This is a genomic window from Massilia litorea, from assembly GCF_015101885.1.
Taxonomy (GTDB): domain Bacteria; phylum Pseudomonadota; class Gammaproteobacteria; order Burkholderiales; family Burkholderiaceae_D; genus Telluria; species Telluria litorea.
In genome coordinates, this window is sequence record NZ_CP062941.1 from 183,793 (window position 1) to 209,065 (window position 25,273).

Genomic DNA, 25,273 nt, shown 5'->3' on the forward strand with positions numbered 1-25,273 from the left:
CAACGCAGTGTAGCGCAAACGTTTTTGCGGGCGCGAGTGGAAAACCGCTTGCGCCCGCCATACCGGTTCAGGCCGGCTCGATGACCGCCGTTGTCTGCCCTACCGCGGCGTCGGCCCGGCTTTCCGCGCGCGGATTGCGGGGATCCTGCGTCCAGTTCATGTAGGGCTTGCCGGTTTCCTGCGGCACCATCGCGATGCAGGCCTCGACCGGGCAGGTGATCTCGCACAGGTTGCAGCCGACGCACTCGTCGCGGATCACCTCGTAGCGGCGGGCGCCGTTCTCCATGATCCGCTGCGCGATCGCCTGGTGCGAGGTGTCTTCGCAGGCGACAAAACACTTGCCGCAGCCGATGCACTTGTCCTGGTCGATGTGGGCGATGGTCTGGAAATTCATGTCCAGGTATTTCCAGTCGGTCGTGTTCGGCACTGCCTTGCGCGAGAAGGCGGCGATGTCGGCATAGCCCTTCTCGTCCATCCAGCGCGCCAGGCCGTCCTTCATCTCCTCGACGATGCGGAAGCCGTGCAGCATGGCAGCCGTGCACACCTGCACCGAGCCGGCACCGAGCGCGATGAATTCGGCCGCGTCCCTCCAGTTGCCGATGCCGCCGATGCCGGAGATCGGCAAGCCGGCGGTGACCGGGTCGCGTGCGATCTCGGCCACCATGTTCAGGGCGATCGGTTTCACGGCCGAGCCGCAATAGCCGCCGTGGGTGCTGGCATTCCCGACTGCCGGGAACGCGACCATGCGATCGAGGTCGAGGTGGGTGATCGAGTTGACAGTGTTGATCAGCGAGACCGCATCGGCGCCGCCGGCCAGCGCCGCACGCGCTGGGGCGCGTACGTCGGTGATGTTCGGCGTCAGTTTCACGATGACGGGCAGGCGCGTGTGCTTCTTGCACCAGGCGGTGACCATCTGCACGTATTCGGGCACCTGGCCGACGGCCGCGCCCATGCCGCGTTCGGGCATGCCATGCGGGCAGCCGAAATTGAGTTCGATGCCGTCGGCGCCGGTCGCTTCCACCAGCGGCAGGATCGCCGCCCACGGCGCTTCCTCGCAGGGCAGCATCAGCGAGACGATCATCGCGCGGTCGGGCCAGGCCTTTTTCACGGCCGTGATCTCGCGCAGGTTGATCTCCAGGCTGCGGTCGGTGATCAGCTCGATGTTATTGAAGCCGATGACCTCGCGGTTCTTGCCGTAGTGGGCCGAATAGCGCGAAGAGACGTTGACGGCCGGCGGATCTTCGCCGAGCGTCTTCCAGACCACACCGCCCCAGCCGGCCTCGAAGGCGCGCACGACGTTATAGGCTTTATCCGTCGGCGGTGCCGAAGCGAGCCAGAACGGATTGGGCGATTTGATACCGCAGAAATCGATGCTCAGGTCGGCCATGCTGCCCCCGCCAGGATATCGTTGTGGATCGCCAGCGCGGCCAGTTTGCCGTGCTGGACCGCTTGCACCGTCAGGTCCTGTCCCAGCGCGACGCAGTCGCCGCCGGCGTAGATGCCGGGGACCCTGGTGCGTAGCGCGCCGTCGACGGCGATGCGTTCGCCGTCGCGCCATAGTTCCTGGGCCAGGGCATCGAGTTCCGATGGCGGCGCCATCGCCTGGCCGATGGCCTTGAACACGGCATCGGCCGCGATCTCGATAAAGGCGCCGGTGCGCGCCAGCCGGCCTTCGTCCATGCGGGTTTCCTCGAAGCGCATGCCGATCACGCGCCCCAGGCCGTCGAACAGGACTTCCAGCGGCGAGGCCCAGGTACGGATGCGCACGAAATTGGTCTTGGCGATCTCGATCTCGTGGCCGGTTGCGCTCATCGCGTCGAAACCCCGGCGGTAGACCAGGGTCACCTCGTCGGCGCCGAGGCGTTTCAGTTGCACCGCCATGTCGATCGCGGTATTGCCCGCGCCGATGACGATTGCGCGGCGCGGTACCGGCAAACGAGACAAGTCGTCCGCCTGGCGTAAGGCCGCAATGTAGTCGGTCGCGGCCAGCAGGCCCGGCGCATCTTCTCCCGTCAGGCCGAGGCGGCGGCTGGCACCCAGGCCCAGGCCGAGGAAGACCGCGTCGAAGCGCGCGTGCAGGTCCTGCAACTGGAGGTTGTCGCCCAGAGCCTGGCCGTACTGGATGTCGATGCCGCCGATTGAGAGCAGGAAGTCGACTTCCTGCTGCGCGAAGTCGCCGGGCAGCTTGTATTTGGCGATGCCGTATTCGTTCAGGCCGCCGGCTTTCGGCTTCGCTTCGAACACGACGACGTCGTGCCCGAGCATGGCGAGGCGGTGGGCGCAGGACAGGCCGGCCGGGCCGGCGCCGACCACGGCGATCGTCTTCCCGGTCGACGGGGCGCGCGCGAATGGGTGACCCTCGAAGCGCGCATTGTCGACCGCGTGGCGCTGCAGCAGGCCGATTTTGACGGGCTCGCGCTCGGCGTAGTGATTGCGCACGCAGGCGTCTTCACAGAGGATTTCGGTCGGGCAGACGCGCGCGCAGCTGCCCCCAAAAATGTTCGCCTTGAGGATGCCGATGGCGGCGCCGTTGATGTTCCCGTCGTGGATGTTGCGGATGAAGCTGGCGACGTCGATGCCGGTGGGACAGGCACGCATGCAGGGGGCGTCGTAACAGTAGAGGCAGCGCGCTGCTTCGATGGCCGCCTGGCGGCTTGTCAACGGCGGCGCCAGGTCCGTGAACTGCGCCGCGAGCGCGCCGTGCGAGTCGGCTGCCGGCGGCAGGTGCTGGAGAGTCTCGATCATGTGCATCCCTGGTTTTGTTGGAGTGCTGGTGTTCGACTGCTTCGTACCTGTGGTGCTGACTGCTGCCTTGCTTTTCGTAGGGTGGGCACTTGTGCCCACCCTACGCCCTCCGGCGGCGTTCGCAGTGTGCGAACGTCGCCAAGGTTTGTCACTTCATCTGCGGGAACGCGAACTCCACGCCGGAACTCGCCGTATTCGGCCAGCGCTGCATCACCGCCTTGTGGCGCGTATAGAAGCGCACGCCTTCCGGGCCGTAGGCGTGGTGGTCGCCGAACATGCTGCGCTTCCAGCCGCCGAAGCTGTTGAAGGCCATCGGCACCGGCAACGGGACGTTCACGCCCACCATGCCGACCTGGATCTGGCGCACGAATTCGCGCGCCACGCCGCCGTCGCGCGTGAAGACGGCGACGCCGTTGCCGTACTCGTTGGCGTTGATCAGCTCGACCGCGCTGCCGACGTCCGGCAGCCGCACCACGCACAGCACCGGCCCGAAGATCTCTTCCTGATAGATGCTCATCTCGGGTTTCACGTGGTCGAACAGGGTACCGCCGACGAAGAAGCCGTTTTCATAACCCTCGACCTTGTGGCCGCGACCATCGACGACGAGGGTCGCGCCCTGCTCCACGCCCTCTCCGATCAGACGCTCGATGCGCTGGCGCGCCGCTTGCGTGACGACCGGGCCCATTTCTGCCCCCTTGCTCATGCCCTCGCCGATTTTCAGGTTCTTCGTACGCTCGGCCAGGGTGGCAACGAGCTTGTCGCCGGCGTCGCCGATGGCCACCGCCACCGAGATCGCCATGCAGCGCTCGCCCGCCGAGCCGTAGGCGGCGCCGATCAGGGCGTCGACCGCCATGTCCATGTCGGCGTCGGGCATCACGACCATGTGGTTCTTGGCGCCGCCCAGGGCCTGCACACGCTTGCCGTTGGCACTGCCGCGCGCATAGATGTATTCGGCGATCGGGGTCGAGCCCACAAAACTGATCGCCTGCACGTCGCGATTATCCAGCAGCGCGTCGACGGCAAGCTTATCGCCCTGCACCACGTTGAAGACGCCGTCCGGCAAGCCGGCTTCCTTCAGCAGGCGCGCGTGCAGGAGCGATGGCGAGGGATCGCGCTCCGACGGTTTCAGCACGAAGGTGTTACCGCAGGCGATCGCCACCGGGAACATCCACATCGGCACCATGACCGGGAAATTGAAGGGCGTGATGCCGGCCACGACGCCGAGCGGCTGGCGCATCGACCAGGCGTCGATGCCGCGCGCGATCTGGTCGGTGAACTCGCCTTTCAACAATTGCGGGATGCCGCAGGCGAATTCGACGACTTCGATGCCGCGCGCGACTTCGCCCTGCGCGTCGCTGAAGGTCTTGCCGTGTTCGCGCGTGATCATGGCCGCGAATTCGTCGGTGTGCTGCTGGCACAGCTGCAGGTACTTGAACAGGATGCGCGAGCGCGCCAGCGGCGGCGTGGCGGCCCAGGCCGGGAAAGCGGCTTGCGCGGCGAAGACGGCGGCGTTGACTTCGTCGACGCTGGCGAGGGTCACGCGGGCGCAGGGTTCGCCCAGGGCCGGGTTGAAGACGTCGGCGTAGCGCTCGCCCGCCGTGTCGACGACCTGGCCGCCGATGAAGTGGCCGATAATTTCAAGTTGATTCATGTTATGTCTCTTCTAGTCCAGGTTTTTCAATACGGTGGCCAGCTTGCCGAACAATTCGTCGATGTGCTGTTTCTCGAGGATGAGGGGCGGCGACAGCGCGATGATGTCGCCGGTGGTACGGATCAGGAGACCGTCGGCAAACGCTTTCTTGAACGCCTGGTAGGCGCGCGCGCCCGGCTTGCCGGCGATCGGTTCGAGCTCGATGCCGGCGACCAGGCCGATCGTGCGAATGTCGATCACATGCGGCAAGCCTTTCATGGCGTGCACTGCGTCTTCCCAATACGCCTGCATGCCCTTGGCGTGCTCCAGGATCTGCTGCTCCTTGAAGGTCTCGAGCGTGGCGAGCGCCGCCGCGCAGGCAACCGGGTGGCCCGAATAGGTGTAGCCGTGGAACAGCTCGATGCCGGCGGGCGCTTCCATGAAGGCATCGTGGATGAATTTTTTGCTGAACACCGCGCCCATCGGGATCACGCCATTGGTGATGCCTTTCGCGGTCGTCATCAGGTCCGGCTCGACCTCGAAATAGTCCGCCGCGAACGGGGTCGTCAAGCGTCCGAAGCCGGTGATGACTTCGTCGAAAATGAGCAGGATGCCGTGTTTGGTGCAGATCTCGCGCAGGCGTTTCAGGTAGCCTTTCGGGGGCACCAGCACGCCGGTGGAGCCGGAGACCGGCTCGATGATCACGGCCGCAATGGTGGAGGCGTCGTGCAGCGCCACCAGGCGCTCGAGTTCGTCCGCCAGTTCGACGCCGAAGTCCGGCTCCCCGCGCGAAAAGGCGTTCTTCAGCAGGTTGTGCGTGTGTGGCAGGTGGTCGACGCCCGGGAGCAATGGACCGAAACTCTTGCGGTTGGGGCCGATGCCGCCGACCGACAGGCCGCCGAAACCGACGCCGTGATAACCGCGTTCGCGTCCGATCAGCCGAGTGCGTCCGCCCTCGCCGCGCGCCTTGTGATAGGCCAGCGCGATTTTCAAAGCGGTGTCGACCGCCTCGGATCCGGAGTTGGTGTAAAAAACGTGGCCGAACTTGTGGCCCGTATAGTCCATCAACTGTTCGGCCAGGTCGAAGGCGGCCGGATGGCCCATCTGGAAGGTGGGCGCGAAATCGAGCTGGCCGATCATCTCGCGCACCGCGCTCACGATCTTCGGCTGGGCGTGGCCGCAAGGCACGCACCACAGGCCGGCGGTGCCGTCGAGGATCTGGTTGCCGTCCACGTCCTTGTAGTACATGCCTTCGGCCGAGACCAGCAGGCGCGGATTGGCCTTGAAGTCGCGATTGTTCGTGAAAGGCATCCAGAAGGCGGACATCGATTCGGGTCTGGACTCGTTCATGCAGGCTCTCCCTTGTTTGCAGCCAATTATTGGTCTGTGTGGCAAAACGACGAGGCAATACTAACAATGTGCACGCCAGCGCTGCGAATGTAAAGCCATGGGGCTTTCGGGCTGGCCGGTCCAAACAGGGTACGTTGCAAAAATGCAAAATACTCCACCGATCCGGTAATATAAACGCGCGCCGTGATGCCGTCATATCAATTCGAATATATCCGAAGTCTACGGCGACCAACAGCCATGCTAAATCACCCGGCATACCGCCTGTGTGAGAATGCTAACGCCCTTGATCTAACGCAAACTCAGCCATCGCGGGTAAGGAAACGTGGGGCTGACCGGAGATTGCCATGCCAGAATCGATGCCTCCCGTCCTGACAACCGGACGCTTGACCCTGCGTCCGCTCGCCGCCGGCGACGAAGCCGCCCTGTTTGCCATTTTTTCCGACCCGGAGGTCGTGCGTTACTGGTCGCGCAACGCCTGGACCGACATGGCCCAGGCCGACGAGATGCTCGCCGCCGCCCTGCGCGACTATGCCGACGGCGGCGGCCTGCGCTACGGCATCGTCGTCAGCGCCACCGGTGCGCTGATCGGCGTTGCCAGCCTGTTCGCCTTCAACCGCGACAACCGGCGCTGCGACCTCGGCTACGCCCTGGGCAGCCGCCATTGGGGCCATGGCTATGTCAGCGAGGCGCTGGTGCCGGTGCTGGAACACGCCTTCGGTGCGCTGGGCATGAACCGGATCGAGGCCGACATCGATCCGCAGAACCTTGCCTCGGGACGCGTACTGGAAAAACTGGGTTTCCGCCAGGAGGGATTCATGCCGGAACGCTGGATCGTCCATGGCGAGACGGCCGACACCGTCTTCTATGGCTTGCTCAAGCGCTATTGGGACGAGCGTGCACCGTCCCGTTCGTCGGTCGACGCTGCCGGTTAGCCCATGAAATGCACGCTTCGTCGCAGTGCCCTCGCCGCCGTCCGGCGCCAAGGGTAGAGTGCTTCCATCGACACCACCAACACGAGGAGCACAGCATGAAAACGACCACCTTCCGATCCTTTGCCGCCGAACTGGAAGACGCCGCGGCAACGGCCATGCGTTATCTGCGCAGCGGCCTGCGCACCTTCTCGGCCCTGCCCTGGCCGGCCCTGCTGCTGGCGGCCATCCTGACGGCCTGCGCCATCACCGTCATTCCGTTGGCCCTGATGCTGTTTGCGATCTTCCTCGCCATCAAGTACGCCGTACTCGCGATCAATAGCGACAAGACCACCCCGCTCGAGGACTGAGCTATGCAAGCCAGCCAGATCAACCGGGCCGTCGACTTCATGCGCGAAGCCTTTGCCGAGGTAAGCAAGCTGTGGTGGGCATTCTTCGACTGGGTCGCGGTGGTCGACTGGCGCAAGCTGGCCATCACCTGGCTGCTGGCACTGTTTTTCCTCGGCATGCTGAATACGCCGGAACCGGCGGTCTGGTACATCTTCCTTTCCTTCGGCATCAAGGTGCTGGCCGGCGGCAAGCGCCGCGCCGAACTGGTGGCGAAGGACGCCACGCTGAAGGCCGAGGTGGCGACCCTGGAGCGGCGCCTGACCGAAGCGCAGATGGCGGCCCTGCAGGCCCAGGTCGAACCCCACTTCCTGTTCAACACCCTGGCCCTGATCGGCCGCCTGATCGAGACCGATCCGCCGGAAGCGGCCAAGGTCCACGCGCACCTGATTTCCTACCTGCGCTCCAGCCTGCCGCAGATGCGCTCGGGCGGCGGTGCCACGCTCGGCAAGCAGCTCGAACTGTCGCGCGCCTACCTCGCGATCATGCAGGCCAGGATGAAGGAACGGCTCCAGGTGCGCTTCGAGGTGCCCGACTTCCTCGGCAGCGCGCCCTTCCCGCCGATGATGCTGCAGACCCTGATCGAAAACGCGATCAAGCACGGCCTGGAACCGAAGATCGAAGGCGGCACCATCACGGTGCGGGCCCGGGTCGACGTCGCCACCCTGGTCGTCGATGTCTGCGACGACGGCGTCGGCATCGACCTGCACGCCGACGACGGCGTGGGCCTGGCCAACATCCGCGAACGCCTGCAACTGCTGTACGGCACCCAGGCCGAGCTGGTCATCGAAGCGCCTCCCGGCGGCGGCGCCTGCGCCTCGGTGCGCATTCCCTACAAGATGATGGAGGACGCATAATGTCGGTCACTGCCCTGATCGCCGACGACGAAGCCGCGATGCGCGAGCAGCTGCGCGCCCGCCTGGCGGAAGTATGGCCCGAACTCGAGGTGGTCGCCCTCGCCTCGAACGGCATTGAAGCCGTCGAGATGGCCGCGCGCCACCAGCCGCAGATCGCCTTCCTCGACATCCGCATGCCCGGCATGGGCGGCATCGAGGCCGCGCGTCAGCTGTATAACCGCTGCCACATCGTCTTCGCCACCGCCTACGACCAGTACGCCGTCGACGCCTTCGAGCATGGCGCGATCGACTACCTGCTGAAACCCGTCACTGCCGAAAGACTGGCGACCACCTGCGAACGCCTGCGCAAGCGCTTGCAGCAAGCGCCACAGGACATCGGCGCCCAGCTCGCCCAGCTGGGCAGCCTGCTCCAGCAGGGAACGCCGCCGAAGCGCAGCTACCTGCGCTGGATCCAGGCGCAAGTGGGCGGCAGCTTGCGCATGGTAAGCACGCGCGAAATCCTGTTCTTCCAGTCCGACGAAAAATACACGCGGGTGCAGACGGCCACCGCCGAACTGCTGATCCGCAAGACGCTCAAGGAGCTGGCGGACGAGCTCGATCCGGACGAATTCTGGCGCATCCACCGGTCGACGCTGGTGCGGGTCGACGCCATCGCCGAGGTCTCGCGCGACCTGCGCGGGCGCCAGATGCTGAGGGTGCGCAATTATCCGCAGGAGCTGGAGGTGAGCCGGAATCATTCACACCTGTTTCAGCAGATGTGATTTTCGAGTCATTGACCCTCGTCGCTGTTGATGTCGAAACTTCCTGCCGAATCCGTACTCGAAAGATGAACCGTGGAGAGGAGGCGCCATGTCGCGCGCAGTGCACTTCGAAATTCACGCCACACAGCCGCAGGCGCTGATCGATTTCTATTCGAACCTGTTCGGCTGGTCGTTCAGCAAATTTCCAACTGGTGAATACTGGATGATCAATACGGGACCCGACAGTCAACCCGGGATCAATGGCGGACTCCTGCCGCGGCCCGGGCCGGCGCCGGGGCCGATGGCGTCGCCGAATGCGTTTGTGATCACGGTTGACGTGGATAACCTCGATGCGTCGATGGTGAAGGCGCAAGGGGGCGGGGCCGTGCTGTGTGTGCCGAAGATGGCGATTCCTGGGGTTGGGTGGCTGGCGTATTTCAAGGATCCGGATGGGAATATCTTTGGGATGATGCAGATGGATACGAGCGCGGCGTGACGCCTGGGTATCCGTTGGCAGTACTATTCGCGACGCTGGAGAAATAGCTTTTCTTCGAAGAGGAAGTGCATAGATCCACGACCGCAATGAAGACTGGGCGTCTTACCTACAACAGTCTAGCCGTGCAAAGGTGCGCAGAAATGAACGTCCGCGTCCAAGGCTGCCTTTGGGAATACAGCCGTTCGCTCACCAGTTAGAGTCCCTTCAATTGCATACGGGTCGTCCGGCTCAACCATACAGCCAGCCTCGACGTCGCTTGGCCATTGCGGCACTTTGCTCGTGCGCATAGCGAGCCATCGAAACATGCTCACGACCAGGCACAAAGGGAACATGGCCCAGTAGATTACAAACGGCGCGCCCGCAAAATTGGCGAATACTCGCTCAGCACCTACGCGGAATGCTTCCCTTCGCTTGTCGACGGGCATACAAAATTGTATCTGATTCACTACATCTTGTGGACCATCTTCCATATAGCGCCGGATGAATTCCCAGTGTGCGCGTACGAAATCATCAGACGAGTGGCGCACGCTGCCTGGAGCGGCAATTGCGGCGTCGATGGAACCAACATAACTAAGGGCAAAAGTCTCGCGAATCGTCACCTTATCAGACGCGAGGACATGCCCGCGGACTTCCCACTCATTCCACTGAGGCATATGCCCTAACGTGAAAAATACATCACTCCAACGAACCGAAAGTACCGTTCCATTTTTTCTGAACACATGTACCATCCGATTCTTCCGATCAAAACGCATTGGATAATGGGTATATGCAAATGACTCTTTTTTCAGCAACCAAATAGCTCCAGCTATCACTGGTAAGATCATTACCGCGACAACTGTACAAATCAACCAGCCGTCGCTTGCGGGACGAAGACTTGGCGGGCTAGTCAGCGTCACATACACCATTCCGAAGAGACCGGAAGCAAAGATGGCAATGACTATGATCGCAACTGCCGTCAAAAGCCCCTTCCAACCGAACCATTTGTCTATTGATTCCAAATATGTAGAGTTTAATTTAACCACGCTTAACTGGTATCTTGGCTCAAGTTCAAGACGCTGGCTCTGCTTCAGATGATGAAGTTTCTCCTCGTCGGTAAGCAGTCGGTTTACTTGATAGTCTCGGATCAGGCCAGAGAATTCCATATTTACCTTCACGATAAAGCCAGTTTGAGCTGTGCTTGCTCAGTATCGAAATCGACGTATCGCTGACCTGTCAACTTCCCCCAAGGACAACGTTCCAGCCAATCCTGGATAGGATTATCTTTGATATTATCGATAAGAAACCCGATACCGATTGCCAGCAAAATTAGAAGTCCAATTACGGGGATCGAGGCCGAAAGAAGAATTGCTGCGCTAAGCGCCACCCCGACAATTGCCGATCCGATATAGCTAACAACAATCAACCCGCTTGATCCCTCTTGATATTCATTGAAAGCTTTGTAGACATCTAATCCAGCCACAACTAATCCTGCGCATATCCCGACACCCTTTCCTGCATGCGCTAAGAAATCTGCAAACTTAGAAGAAAATGCTTGCCCAAATCGCATACCTAGGCTTACTCGCCCTGACAAGGCATGGCCAATTGCTTCAGAAGTCGTCGCCGCAACAGCTGCCATTGCGCTATAGAGTCGGGCGCTCGCATCGAACGTCTCGTCTTTTAGACTTTTCGCTTCGTCCGACATCAATTTGGTCAAACAAACTGCCTGCAAGATTGCTGTTACCACACCGGCACGAACTTCGATGCTGATAACTTTTCGCCACCGGCCCAAATTGAGAGATTCGATTGCCTCAGTAGTTTTTATACTTTTAGCCAACCAATCATGACGCTGTTGTGGAGTCAATCCATTCGGCAGCTGCGCAATAACTTCCTTATCAGCGATCATTAACCATTTTCTTTTTGTCGTCCCACTCATCGGCTTACCATGAACCTGCTGGCGTTTCAGCTCAATTGCAACGGCTCGTCTTAATTGTTCTTCATTCGCGGGTTGGCCACTTAACTGAATAAGCTGTTTGGTCAGAAGCGTTACAAACTGTCTCTTTGTGCCGACGATATCGCATACAACGACTGGATGCCCGGATATTAAACCTGTAGCCATTATTGCAGCCCTGAAACCTGAACTACCGTCAATTACCTTGTGAAACATTTTTGCTATCGAACAGCCTATCTGTGCGATAAGATGGGCTGTAACGTCCCTTGCTTGAGAATCAATCTTACCGACAGCAAGAGCAGACGCCGTAAAGATATTGTCCCATGGAAGTTGACGCACGTCGAAACCTACTGTGGTGGCGCCGCTGATTGCATCTTTAGTAACATTTTGATTGAGAATCATCGCACGCAACAAAACATTTTTTGCATCTGCGATATCGCCTTTAAGCCAATCGTCGTACAAGTCAGTGCATGCTTTCTTGTCTTGGGTAGCAGTTAAACACTGCGCAACCGTTTTCGTGAATACAACTCCCGATTCCGCATTAAGAGGATCATAATTACATTCGAGATGGTTGATGAGAGACGTGCTCTTCATCCAGGCAACGTGGCTTAGCGCCAAAGGAGCTATGAATTCCCCATCGAATGCCTGAAGTCTTTTTCCAAAAGAATCATTCCAACGGCCCCGCGCAGTGTTATCAAATTTCTTGGCATACTTATCCCACCCATTATCTGCAGCACGCGTTAACTCCGCTCGCGTAACAGTACGAATACTCTCTGTTTGAGCCCGTGTGGAAGCCGAAAACAAATGGCCGAGCGGGTTTGCCTTGATTTGATTATCTGCGATCTGATCTGCCGCGGCGATCTCAGCATCCTCCGCCTGCTTACGTAATGCTTCCTCGATCCGATCAATTGCATTACTAGCTGCCAAATATCTTTTATTTTCAACATTTTTTTCCGAAAATAGAAGTGCATTCCGTTTCATTAGAAAGGCCAATTCCTGCGCCACGCCTACTGGATCATTCAAGGTAACAATCAATCCCGCGTTTGGACGCAAAGCCTCACATTCCCGCTTCAAGCGATCGGCGTGACCGTGGCGAGAGATAAACTCGAATGGGCTCCACTCAAAATTAGCTTTCGCCTGACTAGGGGATACCGCATACTCTGCTATTAGTGCATCAACCTGCTTAATCGGCCGGTGAGGCATTTGGTTTCCGCTTAGCGCTGCCTTAATATCGATTTCTATCATGTGACGTTTGCGATAAGCAACGTCCTCGTTCGCCTTTCGTACGGCTTCAGTCCACCAAACATCGCTGAAGCCTATCCATACCTTAGAGGCATTCTTGGGATCTGGCACCGTAATACAACTTGCGATAGCGCGATGGCCTGCGTCTGGACAATTAAACGGCTTCTGGGGTGTCGCTGCGATGACGCCAGGGGTATCCAACAGTTTGAAGAAATAGCCATCGTTGGTGACGAAGTATATTTCCCAGCGATGCCGCGCTTCATCGAAGACATGCACATAACCACTGCGAAGCACCCGCTTCGTGTAGTGGGCTGCCTTGGCACTGAGCTCGATCGGTAGAGCTGGCGCTAATGGCGCGCCACCGCCGGCCGGTGCGACGCCATCGCGCACGAGCAGTAGAGGCAAGCCGCGTTTGTCACAAAATTCGCATGTTTTTGCAGAGGTCATAGTTGGCTTTCCAGCGGCGTTTTCGTAGGCTTGCAAAGCGCATGCCAGACCTGCTCTTCGACAAGCGCAAACCGATCGGATAGGCTGGACTCTTCGGCTGACATCGCGTCCTGCTTGATGACTCTTGCCACTGTGGGATGTTCGTCGAACGTGGGATTGGTCCGAAGGCCTCGCGCGGCGAACTCAACCAGATCGGCATTGTCGATAAGGCCGTAGCGTCTGGCTGCGCGTTCCATTAATTCCTCCGCCAACGCTCCAGCGCTTGTCAGCGCCGCGGCCGCCCGAATATTCGCGTGATGTAGGGCACGATTAACGAGGCCGATACGTTCGATTCGGGCCCAGTCCCAACGCTCTTGACCTGCGTAGGGTTCAGCGCCACCAAGAGCGCTGGATTGAGAGCCGGGCGGATAATGCAATTCACGTTCTGCGGTCACCCACTCCCCGCCTATCCAGTAGGTAATTGCCAGTGACAGCCCAAACATCTTTCGGCTCTGCATTGGGTTCAATATGCGTAGCATCTGATGTAGAACACGCGAATCGTGCAAGCGCAGCCACAACCCGTGTCCCGGCCGAGGCCGCACTAACTGCATCGAATTCCAATGGCGGGTAATTTCTCTTGCGGAGGCTTTCGTCTTGATGAATAGAGTTATGCACGGAGCCTGTGCGTTCTCGCAAGCATTCCGTATTTGATTCGATATGCCGTCCAGCGCGTAACTGGCTGATCGGTTGAGATCGATCAATATCGGCATCAGGTGAGCACTTGGCCCGAGGTGGTTAGGCACTAATCGTTCAACGATCAGTCCGTCGGGAAGACATTCGGCCATTCCTGCATCGGCCACGGCAAATGCGTATTGACGCACCGTCTGGGAATTGAAAGGTTCGTTCATCGGATTTCCGCATCAGGACAAAGGGACGGTGCTGTCGCCGGCAGCTGCTGCACCGGCGGCCCGGAACTCACAAAGCTTCAGATCGCCAGGCTTCGGCATTGTTTTCTTGCAACTGGCGCTCTGCGGCCCCGCCAACTCTTTTGCACTCGCCTTAAACTCCACCTTCCCCGGCGCATGCACCTCGATATTCCCGCCCTCCAGCTTGATGAACGCCCCCTGCGCCGTCAGCAGCACATGCTTCTTCGGCGCCGAGATCGCCACCGTTTTCGTGACGCTGGCCACCGTCACCGTCTTGTCCGCAACCAGAGAGGTCGTGCCGGACTGGCTTTGTGCGCTCAGCTTGCCGCTGGCCGCATGTAGCTTGAGGCCGGTCTCCTGGTTCGGCTTGGTCTTGTTGCTGGCTTTGCCGTAGGTAAAGAGACTAATACCGCCAATTAGTAGCGTAGATGAGCTAGCCTGCGCGACAAGGTTGATGTCCTGGGCAGTGATGTTGGTCGTCGTGCCGGCCGAAAGAACAGCATCGGCGGGGGTGGCAGCGACGATGCCGGCAGGGCTCGACAGTTGCAGGTGCGGTTCGCCGTACGCGACCGCATTCTGATCGGCGGCCTCGATGACCTCTGCGCTATGGCCCATCTGCCCGAGCGCAGGAAACTTGGCAGGCTCGGGCTCATCCTTGAGCTTTGCATTGTGCTTCTGCGCCTGCGTCGCCAGCGCGACCTGCAATTCATGGCTTTCCCTGATCTGCCCCGCAGCCTCGCGCGAATCGAGCTGGCTGCCGCTGCCGCCATTGCGCACATCCGCCGACAGCAGCAGGCCCTGTCCGGCGCGCACTGCCGCGCCGTCGGCGGTCTTGAGTTCGGCGCCAAAGCCGGCCGGCTGCAGGCGCGCATTGTCGCTCTGGTGCCGCAGCTGGCCGAGGTTCAGCTCGGCCGCGCCGTCGTGTGCTTTCGTGTGCCGCTGCAGGGCCAGGCGCGACTGGCCGGGACTGTCGTCGAACACCAGCTGGCTGTAGGCCCCGCCGCCCTCCTGGCTGGCATTCATCGCCTGCGATTTAAGCCCCGACAGCACCGCCGGGTGCGCATGTCCGCCGCCCTCGCCCGGAAACCACGCGGGCGCATTCCCGGTTGCTGCGGCAGCGCCGTGGGCCACCGCGTTGTGCTGCGCATCCTGCTGGCCGCGTCCGTTGTACAGGCTGCCGATGACGACCGGGCGGTCGATATCGCCCTCCAGGAAGTCCACCAGCACTTCCTGCCCGATGCGCGGCACCATGTTGCTGCCCCAGTTCGCGCCGGCGATCGGCGTGAGGACCCGCACCCAGGTGCCCGCCGTATCGTCGCCTGGCGCACCGGTATGGCCCTCCGGATAAGGGTGGAGGGCACGGCTGTGGCTGGCTGCGCCGCGCTGCCAGTGGAATTGAATCTTGATGCGGTGGTCGCGATCCGTGTGGATGCTTGCGCCAGGCGGGCCGACGACGATTGCCGTCTGCTGGCCGCGCACGGTCGGACGCGGATGGAGGAGGCGGCCGTGCGCGTCGATGCCGCTGCAGCGAAACGGAACGCGCGCGAGGATCGCGTCGATCCGGTTGCGGTACAAGGGCCGGTCATCGCCAGAGAGGCCGAATTCATCGGCGACGCTTGTCGTCACTACTCCCTGTCCCAACAGTTTGTGCACGGAGCCCAGTACGTCGGCGCCCAGGTTGTTGTGCATCAGGTGGACGGCGCGCGTAATGAGGAAGCTGCGCTCGCCGTCGTGACCGGCCGCGTCGAAATGGGCGTGGCCGTGCAAACTAAAAGTGGTGCCCGGCGCGAAGCTGCGCACGGTGCCGGCGGCCACGTGCACCTGGCGCGCCGCCTCCAGGGCCTGGATCTGGTTGAGGGCGATGCGCTGTCCCTGCTCGCGGTCCTGCCATGCGTAGACGCCGGGCGCATCGCGGCTGGCCAGCGCTGCGTCGCCACCGGGTCCGGTGGCATCGACCCGGCGCTGGCGCACGGTGCGGTAATCCCAGCTGCCCATCTCGATCGCATCGGTTGCGAGCCGCGACTCGATCCGCCAGCGGTCGACGCTGTCGGCACGCATGACGGCGCCCGGCCGGGTGAACTCGACCGAGGCCTGCACGTTCGCTTGGCACGCGCCGTTGTGGTCCGCGATCACCAGCACGTGGCTGCCCAGCGCCGGGCTGTCCGGGGCGCCGCTGTGTTCGAAAAAGGTGAACAGGCCTTCCTCGTGCATCAGGCGTTCGGAAAAGGCCAGGTCGCTTTCCTGGTATTGCGTGGTGAGACTGCGCTTCGGATACACACGGCTGTCGGCCAGCTCGAAACGCCAGTCCGGTATCAGCCTGCCGCGTCCCGCATACGCCTTGAAGACGCTGTCGAGGATCTCGATGACCGTCTTGTCCTGGAAGATGCGGCTGTCCCTGCCGAACGAAAGGAAGCGCGTCCAGGGTTCGATCGTCAGGGTGTAACGGGCAAAGCCGCCGTTCGCGCCGCTGATTTCAAAGGCGGTGACGTGGCCGTGAAAGGAACGCATCTGGCCGCTGGTGGCGGTCAGCAGTTGCAACAGCGCCGGTTGGCCGATCAGGCTTTTCAGGGAAAGATGCGCATCCGTGCACAGCGCATCGACTCGAAAAGAATACCCTTTGCTGATCCCCTCCTCGCCGCGCACGCACTCGGCGAGCAGGTCGATGCCGAGTGGTGTCGTCAACCGGAGCAGGCGCGTATCCTGCGTAAAACGATTGAACGACGCGAGAAGCGCCGCGCCGTGTGCCTGCTCTGACATGGATCCTCCTGTAAATGCATTGCGCATCGGCCGATGTGATCCGGTTTATACGCGCATACAACATGGGATTACACGTCGAGAACACAGCCCGGCTGTTGAGGAAGATCAGCCGGCTTGCCGCTTGGCACGCAAGAAAAAAGCGCCGCCACGTTCCCGTGTGCGGCGCTTCCCGTACTGCAGGCGATCGCAGGACTTACTTGTTCAGGTCCCACCCACCAAACGCGTTCGGCAGTTGCCCGGCCGCGGTCGTCTCGTGGATATCGCCTTTCAGGTTGGTCAGCACGACCGGCAGCGCATTGCCGCCCAGTTCCAGGATGACCTGGCGGCAGGCGCCGCAGGGAGCGATCGGGCCGTCGGTCTGGCCGATCACGGCCAGGGCCGTGAAGTCGCCCGGCTTGTAGCCGTGGGCGATGGCGCTGAAGAAGGCGGTGCGCTCGGCGCAGTTGCACAGGCCGTAGGAGGCGTTTTCGACGTTACAGCCGCGGAAGATGCGGCCGTCCTTGCATTCGAGGGCGGCGCCGACCTGGAATTTCGAATACGGCGTGTAGGCCAGTTCGCGCGCGGCGCGGGCTTCGTCGATCAGCTTTTCGTATTTCATGTGCCTTCCTTACTCCGGGCGGATGGTACGGTGGATCATCGGTGCGACAGCGGCTTTCGCAGCACCGATCTGGTATGCGGCCTGCACCTGGCGCACGGCCTGCTCGGCCGCCTGCCGGGTGCGCGCGTGGACCATCGCCAGCGGCTGGCCGACGGCGATCGCGTCGCCCAATTCAACCAGGTTCGTCAGGCCGACGGCGAAGTCGATCGCATCCTGCGGACGCACGCGGCCGCCCCCCAGCGCGACGACCGCCAGGCCGAGGCCGCGGGTGTCGACGGCGGTGGCGAAGCCGGCCTGCAGAGCCGGCACCGGCACGATGACCGGTGCGGTCTCGAGGTAGGCGTCGGGCTTGTCCATCAGGTCGGCCGGGCCGCCCAGGGCCTTGACCATGCGCGCGAAGCGTTCCGCCGCTTCGCCCGAATCGAGGGCCGCCTGCAGCCTGGCGCGGGCCTCGCTGTCGTTCGCTGCCAGGCCCGAGATGACCAGCATCTCGGCGCACAGCGCCATCGTCACTTCGTGCAGGCGCGCCGGGCGCGCTTTGCCGGTCAGGTAGTCGATCGCGACGCGCACTTCGACGGCATTGCCGGCGGCGTGGCAGAGCGATTCGTCCATGCCGGTCAGGATGGCCGAGGTGCGGGTGCCCGCGCCGTTGCCGACGCTGACGATGCTCTCGGCCAGCTCGACCGATTTCGCATAGGTCGGCATGAAGGCGCCATTACCTACTTTGACGTCCATGACCAGGGCATCGAGGCCGGCCGACAGCTTCTTGGAGAGGATCGAGCCGGTGATCATCGCTACCGATTCCACGGTCGCCGTCGTGTCGCGGATGCTGTAGAAGCGCTTGTCGGCCGGCGCCAGCTGGGCGGTCTGGCCGATGATGGCGACGCCGACTTCCTTCACCACGGTGCGGAACAGTTCAGGATCGGGGACAGTGCTGTAGCCGGGGATCGAATCGAATTTATCCAGCGTACCGCCGGTGTGGCCCAGGCCGCGGCCCGAGATCATCGGCACGAAGCCGCCACAGGCGGCGATCATCGGTCCGAGCATCAGCGAGACGACGTCGCCGACGCCGCCGGTCGAGTGCTTGTCGACCACGGGACCCGGCAGGTTCAGGGATTTCCATTCCAGGACCTGACCGGAATCGCGCATCGCCAGCGTAAAGGCGACGCGTTCGTCCATGGTCATGTCGTTGAAGTAGACGGCCATCGCGAGGGCCGCGATCTGGCCTTCGGTGACCGTATTGTCAGGGATGCCGCGGACAAAAAACTGGATTTCTTCGGCGCTGAGGATGCCGCCATCGCGCTTCTTGCGGATGATTTCCTGGGGGAGGAACATGGGATGTTCGCCTCTCTACAATTCAAACATTCAAACGACGTAGGGTGGGCACTCTGTGCCCACGCGGCGATACGCGGCGGCGAGATCGTCGAACACGACAACGGAGCCTTTACGTATCACCGCGTGGGCACGGAGTGCCCACCCTACAAAATCAAATCAAACGCCGTAAGGAATCCAGACGTTTTTCACCTGGCTGGCGTGCTGCAGCACCGTGCGGCCACAGGCCTGCTTCGCATCGAACCAGTCACGGCCCTTGCCGCCGCCGACCCAGGTGCGCTTCAGCGTCTCGCTGGATAAGCGCTCGACTTCGGCGCAGCCTTCCGCCGAACCGTCGTGGCGCCACACTGCATCGATGTCGCCGTGGGTGGCCAGCGTACGCGCCAGCTCGTCGGCCGAGCCAGTGACGATGTTGAGCGCGCCGCCCGGCAGGTCCGAGGTGTCCAGCACCTGGTACAGGTCCGTGGCCGACAGCGGGTAGGCTTCCGACGGCACCGCGACGACGCGGTTGCCCAGCGCCAGCGCGGGAGCGACCAGCGAGATGAAGCCCAGCAGCGGGTTCTCGTTCGGGCAGATCACGCCGATCACGCCGACCGGCTCGTTGAGCGCAACGGTGATGCCGTGCATCGGCGGCTGGTGGGCGGCGCCGTCGTACTTGTCGCACCACGCGGCCCAGTAGAACAGGCGCTCGATCGAAGCCGCGACTTCGCGCTGCGGGTCACGCACGCCGGTCATGGCGGCGAGACGGGCAGCGAATTCCTCGGCGCGGATCGCCAGGTTCTCGGCGATGTAGTACAGCACCTGCGCGCGGTTGTGCGCGGTCGCTTTCGACCAGCCGGCAGCCTTGTGCGCGGCTTCCACGGCGTTGCGGATGTCCTTGCGATTGCCCTCGCCGACGTCGGCCAGGAAGGCGCCGTTGGCGCCGTTGATCGCGCGGCTGTAGGCGCCGTCAGGGCGGGCCTGCTTGCCGCCGATGTAGAGCTTGGCGGTGCGGTCGACGGCGAACGGGCTGCCGGCGTCCGAAGCTTTCACTTTGCCTTTTTCAGCGACGATCGGTGCGCTTGGGCGCGCATCTTCCGACAGCGGGGTCAGGTACTCGTACATGCCCTCCTTGCCGCCTTCGCGGCCGAAGCCCGATTCCTTGTAGCCGCCGAAGCCGCAGGCTGCGTCGAACTGGTTGGCGGTGTTGATCCACACGACGCCGGCCTTGATCTGCGGCGCGACGTCCAGCGCCAGCGAGATCGATTCCGACCACACGCAGGCGGCGAGACCATACACGGTGTTGTTCGCGAGTTGCACTGCTTCGCCCGGGGTGCGGAAGCTCATCGCGACCAGCACCGGTCCGAAGATCTCGGTCTGGGCGACGGCGGCCGAGGTCGAGGCGCCGGTGATCAGGGTCGGCAGGTACCACGAGCCGGCGACAGGCGCTTCGCAGCTCGGTTGCCAGATTTCGCAACCTTCGGCGCGGGCGGCTTCCACCAGGCCGTGGATGCGCTGCTGCTGCACCGGATCGACCAGGGCGCCGATGTCGTTCGATTTATCCAGCGGCGAACCGACGCGCAGGTTCTGCATGCGCACTTTGACTTTGGCGATGAAGCGGTCGTACACCGATTCCTGCACAAGCAGGCGCGAGCCCGCGCAGCAGACTTGTCCCTGGTTGAACCAGATCGAGTCGACCAGGCCTTCGACGGCCGCGTCCAGGTCGGCGTCGTCGAAGACGATGAACGGCGACTTGCCGCCCAGCTCCAGCGACAGCTTCTTGCCGCTGCCGGCCGTGGCCTTGCGGATGATGCGACCGACTTCGGTCGAACCGGTAAAGGCGAGCTTGTCGATGCCAGGGTGATTCACGATGGCTTCGCCCACGCGGCCGTCGCCGGTGACGATGTTCACCACGCCGGCCGGCACGCCGGCCTGCTGGCAGATTTCAGCAAATAACAGCGCCGTCAGCGAGGTGTACTCGGCCGGCTTGAACACGATGGTGTTGCCGGCGGCGAGCGCAGGCGCGATTTTCCACGCCAGCATCAGGACCGGGAAGTTCCAGGGAACGATCTGGCCGACCACGCCGACGGCGCGGTAGTCGGCGAATTCTTCCGACTGCAATTGCGCCCAGCCGGCGTGGTGGTAGAAGTGGCGTGCGGCCAGCGGCAGGTCGGCATCGCGCGTTTCGCGGATGGTCTTGCCGTTGTCCAGCGTTTCCAGCACCGCGAACAGGCGCGAATGCTTTTGCAGCAGGCGCGCGATCGAATACATGACTTTCGCGCGGCCGTGGCCACCCATGGCGACCCAGCCCGGCTGCGCACGGCGCGCGGCTTCGACGGCGCGGTTCACGTCGTCCGAGGTGGCTTGGGTGACTTGCGCCAGTTCCGAGCCGTCGGCCGGGTTGTTCGAGGCGAAGGTCTCGGCACCTTCGGTCCACGCGTTATCGATGAACAGTCCAAAACGGCGTCCGTGCTGGTCCAGCCACGCTTGCGCTTCTTTGGTGCTCTCGGGTGCGGGGCCGTAATCCATAGTTTGCAGAATCTCTTTAATTGTTGGCATGACGAATCCGTTCGGTATTTAAGGTTGCGCGTGGCGATGTGCGGCCGAGTAGGCGCCGGTCACGTAGTGCTCGAGCTGGCGCTCGATGTCGGTCATCAGGCTCGAAGCGCCGATGCGGAACAGGTGCGGCTGCAGCCAGTCGTTGCCCAGCTCTTCCTTCATGACGGTCAGGTATTGCAGCGCGCTCTTCGCGGTCGAGACGCCGCCGGCCGGCTTGTAGCCGACCTGGAAACCGGTCTGCTCGTAGTATTCGCGGATCGCGCGGGTCATCACCAGCGACACGGGGATGGTGGCGTTCACGCCTTCCTTGCCGGTCGAGGTCTTGATGAAATCGGCGCCGGCCATCATGCAGACCCACGAGGCCTTGGCCACGTTGTCCAGCGTGACCAGGTCGCCGGTGGCGAGAATGGCTTTCACGTGGGCCTCGCCACAGGCCTGGCGGTAGGCGACCATCTCGTCGTACAGGGCCTGCCAGTTACCGGTCAGGACATGCTGGCGCGTGATGACGATGTCGATCTCGGTGGCGCCGGCGGCGACCGACAATTCGATTTCACGGATCTTGGTCTCCAGGCTCGACAGGCCGGCCGGGAAAGCGGTCGACACGGCGGCGATCGGCAGGCGGCCCTGCAGGATTTTCACTGCAGGCGTGATCATCTCGTGGTAGACGCAGACGGCGCCGGTGGTCAGCGACTCCAGGCCGAGCGCTTGCATCAGGTCGGCGCGCAGCGGGCGCATCGCCTTCATGCACAGGCGCTCGACGCGGCCCGGGGTGTCGTCGCCGCCGAGGGTGGTCAGGTCCATGCACTGCACGGCGCGGATCAGCCAGGCAGCCTGGTATTCCTTTTTCACCGTGCGGCGATTCGCCAGGCTGGCGGCGCGGCGGTCGGCCGCATTGCGGTTGACCTTGATACTGTTCACCCAGCCGAGGTCGAGGCCGACGGCGGTGTTACGTTTGAAGTCCAGGTTCTGGGTCATAGCAGTGCGGTTCCGTTGGAGAGAGGTTTGACGCCGAGGTGTTTGGCCAGCGTGGCGCCGATGTCGGAGAAGGTGCTCGCGATCGGCAGCTCCTGCGGCTTGACGTTCGGGCCGAAGAAAATCATCGGGATGTGTTCGCGCGTGTGGTCCGAGCCCGGCGCAGTCGGATCGCAGCCGTGGTCGGCGGTGATCACGACCAGGTCGCCGTCTTTCAGTTTCGCCATGAACTCGGGCAGGCGCGCGTCCAGTTCGTGCAGCGCGTTCGAATAGCCGGCGACATCGCGGCGGTGGCCGAAGTGCATGTCGAAGTCGACGAAGTTCACGAACGACAGCGATTTGGCAGGCGCCTCGTCCGCCACTTCCAGCAGGCGGTCGAACAGCGCCATGTTGTCGACGCCTTTGACGAGGCGGGTCACGCCCTGGGCCGCGAAGATGTCGCTGATTTTACCGAGGGCGATGACTTCGCCGCCTTCATTGGCGACGTGATCGAGCAGCGTCGGGCTTGTGGGCGGCACGGCGTAATCGTGGCGATTGCTGGTGCGCTTGTACTTGCCGTTCGCGCCCAGGAACGGACGCGCGATCACGCGGCCGATGTTGTAGGGTTTCACAAGTTCATAGGCCGCCTCGCAGACCGCGTACAGGCGCTCCAGGCCGAAACTCTCTTCGTGCGCCGCGATCTGCAGCACCGAGTCGGCCGAGGTGTACAGAATCGGCTTGCCGCTGGCGACGTGCTCGTCACCGAGTTCGTCGATGATGGTGGTGCCCGAAGCGTGGCAGTTGCCCAGCCAGCCGGGAACGCCGGTCAGCTCCTGCAGTTTATCGGTCAGCTCCTTCGGGAACGAAGGAACGGTCTTCGGAAAATAACCCCAGTCGAACAGCACCGGCACGCCGGCGATTTCCCAGTGGCCGCTCTGCGTGTCCTTGCCGGTCGACTGTTCGCGCGCGACGCCCCAGGCGCCCGTAAAACCGTCGCGTTGATTGAAACCGGCGGCCCATTCGCCGCTGGCCTTGTGGGCGGCGGCTGCCAGGCCGAGGCGCTCGAGGTTCGGCAGCGACATCGGCTTGCCCTCTTTCGCGGCCCACTCGGCGATGTGGCCGAAGGTATTGGCGCCCGTGTCGCCGTATTTGTCGGCGTCGGGCAGCGCGCCCAGGCCGAAGGAATCAAGCAGGAGGATGAATGCGCGTGACATGGAAGTCCTCGATTATTGAGCGGCTGCGCGTGGAATGGCCGCCAGGCGCTCGGTGAACGAATGAATCAGGGTGACCAGGTCCTTGGCCGCGATCGCCGCGTACTTCAGGGTCTGCTCGTGCGACAGCGGGAAGGGCGAGAGGCCTTCCGCCAGGTTCGTGATGGCCGAGATGCCGACCACTTTCAGGCCGCAGTGGCGGGCCGAGATCACTTCCGGCACCACCGACATGCCGACGACGTCGGCGCCCATCGTCCTGAACGCGCGGATTTCGGCGGCGGTCTCGAAGTTCGGACCCGGCGCGGCGAGATACACGCCTTCGGCGATGGTGATGTTTTTGGCGGCCGCGGTTTCCTTGACCAGGGCGCGCAGCTCGGCGTCATAGGCATTGGCCATGCTGAAGAAGCGCGGGCCGAAGCGGTCGTCGTTCGGACCGGCCATCGGGCTGCCCGGCAGCAGGTTGATGTGGTCCGACAGGACGACGACGCTGCCGGCATCGACTTCGGGGCGCAGCGAACCGGCGGCATTCGTCACCAGCAGCATCTCGCAGCCCAGCAGTTTGAAGGTGCGCACGGCCGAGGTCATGACGTTGGCGCCATAGCCTTCGTAGAAGTGGCCGCGGCCCTTCATGCAGACGACCGGCACGCCGGCCAGGGTACCCAGCACGAGTTCGCCCGCATGCCCGTGCACGGTGCTGATCGGGAAGCCCGGCAGTTCCGAGTAGCTGATCGAGACCGCGTCCAGCATCTGCTCGGCAAGCACGCCGAGGCCGGAGCCGAGGATCATCGCCACGCGCGGCTCGAACCCTGGTTTGCGGGCGCGAATGATCTCGGCGGCTTCGAATGGGGTATTGCTGGACATGAGGTTTCCTTCTGTTGAATCCAAGATGAGGGAGGCAGTCGTGCGGGCTGTACAGGGGAGCGGCCCGGCGCCACAGAACGGGCGTACGAAGACCAGAAATTATTATAACTATGCATTATCCGGGATATGTATGGCAAATACCATTTCTCTTGCTCATTTATATGAGAGCCGACTAAATCCCGCTACATACTGTGGTGCCGCCGATATGGGTTGACGCCATCCAAACATCTGTCTAGCATTGATAAACATTTGTTGAAACCGACCCCGACCGTGACCGAGCTTCCGAAAAAAGAACAGTTGTATGAGCTGATCCGCGCCAATCCCTTCATCGCGCAGAACGAGCTCGCTACCGAACTCAATCTGTCGCGTTCGGCGGTGGCCGGCTACATCGCCAGCCTGGTACGCGAACGGCGCCTGCTCGGGCGCGCCTATGTGCTGCCAAGCGAGCGGCCGATCCTGTGCATCGGCGCGGCCAACCTGGACCGCAAGCTGCGCGCAGCGGGCCCGCTGGCGATGGGCAGCTCGAACCCGGCCAGCGCGGTCGAATCCTTCGGCGGCGTGGCGCGCAACATCGCCGAGAACCTGGCGCGGATGGGAGCAAAGGTCGGCCTGATCACGGCGGTCGGCAACGACTCCTCCGGCAGCGCCCTGCTCGCCCATGCCGACGGCGCCGGCATCGACACCCGCGGCTGCCTGCGGTTGGACGACGCCGCCAGCGGCACCTATACCGCAGTGCTCGACCACGATGGCCAGATGGTGGTAGCCCTGGCCGACATGGCGCTCTACGACCGCATCACGCCCGCGCTTCTCGACCTGCGCCGGCAGCAGCGCGCCGGCGCCTCGCTGATCGTGGCGGACCTGAACCTGGGCCGCGACGCGATCGAAACGCTGCAGCTGGACGCCGCGCGCGACGGCGTCGATCTCGTCATCGTCGCGGTCTCGGAGCCGAAGATGAACCGGCTGCCGGCATCGCTGCAGGGCGTACGTTTGATTATCCTGAACCGGGGCGAACTCGGTGCCCGCCTCGGTCGCGTAGTACAGGACGACGACCTCGCAGCGGCCTGCGGCGAACTGCAGGCGCAGGGCGCGCAGGACGTCGTCGTCACGCTGGGGCCGCGCGGCGTGCTGTTCACGACGCCAAACGGCGTCGAACGGCTGGACGCGCCGCCGGCAAAGGTGGTCGACGTCACCGGCGCCGGCGACGCCTTCTCCGCCGCCGTCTGCCTCTCGCTGCACGGCGGCGGCACCGACCTGGCGCTGGCCTGCCGCCGCGGCCTGCAGCTCGCCACCCTCACCATCGAATGCCGCGAGACGGTCTGTCCGCAACTGGCGCCGGAAACCTTCGGCGCCCTTATCTAACATACTGGAAT

The 25,273-nt window shown here is 62.7% G+C and carries 20 protein-coding genes; 6 read left to right on the forward strand and 14 right to left on the reverse strand.

Translation table 11 applies throughout. The annotated features are described in order from the left end of the window. Window positions 1-67 precede the first annotated feature (67 nt). From preA to LPB04_RS00755, 4 genes are all read right to left on the reverse strand, one after another. On the reverse strand, window positions 68-1,387 hold the full coding sequence (gene preA / locus LPB04_RS00740; protein WP_193686920.1) for an NAD-dependent dihydropyrimidine dehydrogenase subunit PreA: 1,320 nt from the start codon (window positions 1,385-1,387) through the stop codon (window positions 68-70). Next, window positions 1,375-2,745, reverse strand: coding sequence for an NAD(P)-dependent oxidoreductase (locus LPB04_RS00745; RefSeq protein ID WP_193686921.1), 1,371 nt, complete (start codon window positions 2,743-2,745; stop codon window positions 1,375-1,377). The genes preA and LPB04_RS00745 overlap by 13 nt, the downstream gene beginning before the upstream one ends. Before the next feature lie 148 nt (window positions 2,746-2,893). Beyond that, window positions 2,894-4,396, reverse strand: coding sequence for a CoA-acylating methylmalonate-semialdehyde dehydrogenase (locus tag LPB04_RS00750; protein ID WP_193686922.1), 1,503 nt, complete (start codon window positions 4,394-4,396; stop codon window positions 2,894-2,896). 12 nt (window positions 4,397-4,408) lie between these two features. After that, window positions 4,409-5,725: an aspartate aminotransferase family protein gene (locus LPB04_RS00755; RefSeq protein ID WP_193686923.1), complete on the reverse strand. Its 1,317-nt coding sequence runs from the start codon at window positions 5,723-5,725 to the stop codon at window positions 4,409-4,411. A 344-nt stretch (window positions 5,726-6,069) separates the two neighbouring features. Here LPB04_RS00755 and LPB04_RS00760 point away from each other — a divergent pair, with 344 nt between their 5' ends. The 5 genes from LPB04_RS00760 (at window position 6,070) to LPB04_RS00780 (ending at window position 9,134) form a co-directional block, all read left to right on the forward strand. Further along, window positions 6,070-6,657 carry a GNAT family N-acetyltransferase gene (locus LPB04_RS00760; RefSeq protein WP_193686924.1) on the forward strand — a complete coding sequence of 196 codons (588 nt, stop codon included), beginning with the start codon at window positions 6,070-6,072 and terminating at the stop codon, window positions 6,655-6,657. Window positions 6,658-6,752: 95 nt separating this feature from the next. Beyond that, on the forward strand, window positions 6,753-7,004 hold the full coding sequence (locus LPB04_RS00765) for a hypothetical protein (protein WP_227496571.1): 252 nt from the start codon (window positions 6,753-6,755) through the stop codon (window positions 7,002-7,004). A 3-nt stretch (window positions 7,005-7,007) separates the two neighbouring features. Next, window positions 7,008-7,898, forward strand: a complete 891-nt coding sequence (locus LPB04_RS00770; protein WP_193686925.1) for a sensor histidine kinase — start codon at window positions 7,008-7,010, stop codon at window positions 7,896-7,898. Then, the gene (locus LPB04_RS00775; RefSeq protein ID WP_193686926.1) at window positions 7,898-8,659 is read left to right on the forward strand and encodes a LytR/AlgR family response regulator transcription factor; all 762 of its coding nucleotides are present in this window, start codon (window positions 7,898-7,900) and stop codon (window positions 8,657-8,659) included. Before LPB04_RS00770 ends, LPB04_RS00775 begins: the two co-directional genes overlap by 1 nt. Window positions 8,660-8,747: 88 nt before the next feature. Continuing rightward, complete coding sequence (locus LPB04_RS00780; protein ID WP_193686927.1) at window positions 8,748-9,134, forward strand: VOC family protein; 387 nt, start codon at window positions 8,748-8,750, stop codon at window positions 9,132-9,134. A 116-nt stretch (window positions 9,135-9,250) separates the two neighbouring features. Here the strand turns inward: LPB04_RS00780 and LPB04_RS00785 are convergent, their stop codons facing one another. The 10 genes from LPB04_RS00785 to xapA form a co-directional block, all read right to left on the reverse strand. After that, window positions 9,251-10,276: a DUF6708 domain-containing protein gene (locus LPB04_RS00785; protein WP_193686928.1), complete on the reverse strand. Its 1,026-nt coding sequence runs from the start codon at window positions 10,274-10,276 to the stop codon at window positions 9,251-9,253. Between the two features lie 8 nt (window positions 10,277-10,284). Continuing rightward, window positions 10,285-12,750, reverse strand: coding sequence for a T6SS effector BTH_I2691 family protein (locus tag LPB04_RS00790; protein WP_193686929.1), 2,466 nt, complete (start codon window positions 12,748-12,750; stop codon window positions 10,285-10,287). Further along, window positions 12,747-13,637: a DUF4123 domain-containing protein gene (locus LPB04_RS00795; RefSeq protein WP_193686930.1), complete on the reverse strand. Its 891-nt coding sequence runs from the start codon at window positions 13,635-13,637 to the stop codon at window positions 12,747-12,749. Before LPB04_RS00795 ends, LPB04_RS00790 begins: the two co-directional genes overlap by 4 nt. A 12-nt stretch (window positions 13,638-13,649) precedes the next feature. Then, the gene (locus LPB04_RS00800; RefSeq protein ID WP_193686931.1) at window positions 13,650-16,412 is read right to left on the reverse strand and encodes a type VI secretion system Vgr family protein; all 2,763 of its coding nucleotides are present in this window, start codon (window positions 16,410-16,412) and stop codon (window positions 13,650-13,652) included. Between the two features lie 193 nt (window positions 16,413-16,605). Then, complete coding sequence (locus LPB04_RS00805) at window positions 16,606-17,010, reverse strand: cytidine deaminase (RefSeq protein ID WP_193686932.1); 405 nt, start codon at window positions 17,008-17,010, stop codon at window positions 16,606-16,608. A 9-nt stretch (window positions 17,011-17,019) separates the two neighbouring features. Continuing rightward, window positions 17,020-18,345 (reverse strand): thymidine phosphorylase, encoded by a 1,326-nt coding sequence (gene deoA / locus LPB04_RS00810; RefSeq protein ID WP_193686933.1) that lies wholly within the window; start codon window positions 18,343-18,345, stop codon window positions 17,020-17,022. Between the two features lie 156 nt (window positions 18,346-18,501). Beyond that, window positions 18,502-20,880 carry an aldehyde dehydrogenase family protein gene (locus LPB04_RS00815; RefSeq protein ID WP_407943874.1) on the reverse strand — a complete coding sequence of 793 codons (2,379 nt, stop codon included), beginning with the start codon at window positions 20,878-20,880 and terminating at the stop codon, window positions 18,502-18,504. A gap of 18 nt (window positions 20,881-20,898) precedes the next feature. Continuing rightward, window positions 20,899-21,855: a deoxyribose-phosphate aldolase gene (gene deoC, locus LPB04_RS00820; protein WP_193686935.1), complete on the reverse strand. Its 957-nt coding sequence runs from the start codon at window positions 21,853-21,855 to the stop codon at window positions 20,899-20,901. Beyond that, on the reverse strand, window positions 21,852-23,045 hold the full coding sequence (locus LPB04_RS00825; protein ID WP_193686936.1) for a phosphopentomutase: 1,194 nt from the start codon (window positions 23,043-23,045) through the stop codon (window positions 21,852-21,854). Before LPB04_RS00825 ends, deoC begins: the two co-directional genes overlap by 4 nt. Before the next feature lie 12 nt (window positions 23,046-23,057). Beyond that, window positions 23,058-23,903 (reverse strand): xanthosine phosphorylase, encoded by an 846-nt coding sequence (gene xapA, locus LPB04_RS00830; protein ID WP_193686937.1) that lies wholly within the window; start codon window positions 23,901-23,903, stop codon window positions 23,058-23,060. 249 nt (window positions 23,904-24,152) lie between these two features. On the opposite strand from xapA, the gene LPB04_RS00835 reads away from it, so the two are divergent. After that, window positions 24,153-25,262, forward strand: coding sequence for a carbohydrate kinase (locus LPB04_RS00835; protein WP_227496572.1), 1,110 nt, complete (start codon window positions 24,153-24,155; stop codon window positions 25,260-25,262). The last annotated feature ends 11 nt before the right edge of the window (window positions 25,263-25,273 follow it).

Excerpts from the sequence above, each read along its gene's own strand:
- LPB04_RS00755 (WP_193686923.1), bottom strand. The coding sequence starts at position 5,725 with ATGAACGAGTCCAGACCCGAATCGATGTCCGCCTTCTGGATGCCTTTC.
- LPB04_RS00750 (WP_193686922.1), bottom strand. The coding sequence starts at position 4,396 with ATGAATCAACTTGAAATTATCGGCCACTTCATCGGCGGCCAGGTCGTC.
- LPB04_RS00825 (WP_193686936.1), bottom strand. The coding sequence starts at position 23,045 with ATGTCACGCGCATTCATCCTCCTGCTTGATTCCTTCGGCCTGGGCGCG.
- LPB04_RS00800 (WP_193686931.1), bottom strand. The coding sequence starts at position 16,412 with ATGTCAGAGCAGGCACACGGCGCGGCGCTTCTCGCGTCGTTCAATCGT.
- LPB04_RS00770 (WP_193686925.1), top strand. The coding sequence starts at position 7,008 with ATGCAAGCCAGCCAGATCAACCGGGCCGTCGACTTCATGCGCGAAGCC.
- LPB04_RS00790 (WP_193686929.1), bottom strand. The coding sequence starts at position 12,750 with ATGACCTCTGCAAAAACATGCGAATTTTGTGACAAACGCGGCTTGCCT.
- LPB04_RS00780 (WP_193686927.1), top strand. The coding sequence starts at position 8,748 with ATGTCGCGCGCAGTGCACTTCGAAATTCACGCCACACAGCCGCAGGCG.
- LPB04_RS00795 (WP_193686930.1), bottom strand. The coding sequence starts at position 13,637 with ATGAACGAACCTTTCAATTCCCAGACGGTGCGTCAATACGCATTTGCC.
- LPB04_RS00765 (WP_227496571.1), top strand. The coding sequence starts at position 6,753 with ATGAAAACGACCACCTTCCGATCCTTTGCCGCCGAACTGGAAGACGCC.
- preA (WP_193686920.1), bottom strand. The coding sequence starts at position 1,387 with ATGGCCGACCTGAGCATCGATTTCTGCGGTATCAAATCGCCCAATCCG.
- xapA (WP_193686937.1), bottom strand. The coding sequence starts at position 23,903 with ATGTCCAGCAATACCCCATTCGAAGCCGCCGAGATCATTCGCGCCCGC.
- LPB04_RS00760 (WP_193686924.1), top strand. The coding sequence starts at position 6,070 with ATGCCAGAATCGATGCCTCCCGTCCTGACAACCGGACGCTTGACCCTG.
- LPB04_RS00775 (WP_193686926.1), top strand. The coding sequence starts at position 7,898 with ATGTCGGTCACTGCCCTGATCGCCGACGACGAAGCCGCGATGCGCGAG.
- deoC (WP_193686935.1), bottom strand. The coding sequence starts at position 21,855 with ATGACCCAGAACCTGGACTTCAAACGTAACACCGCCGTCGGCCTCGAC.
- LPB04_RS00745 (WP_193686921.1), bottom strand. The coding sequence starts at position 2,745 with ATGATCGAGACTCTCCAGCACCTGCCGCCGGCAGCCGACTCGCACGGC.
- LPB04_RS00805 (WP_193686932.1), bottom strand. The coding sequence starts at position 17,010 with ATGAAATACGAAAAGCTGATCGACGAAGCCCGCGCCGCGCGCGAACTG.
- LPB04_RS00815 (WP_407943874.1), bottom strand. The coding sequence starts at position 20,880 with ATGCCAACAATTAAAGAGATTCTGCAAACTATGGATTACGGCCCCGCA.
- LPB04_RS00785 (WP_193686928.1), bottom strand. The coding sequence starts at position 10,276 with ATGGAATTCTCTGGCCTGATCCGAGACTATCAAGTAAACCGACTGCTT.
- deoA (WP_193686933.1), bottom strand. The coding sequence starts at position 18,345 with ATGTTCCTCCCCCAGGAAATCATCCGCAAGAAGCGCGATGGCGGCATC.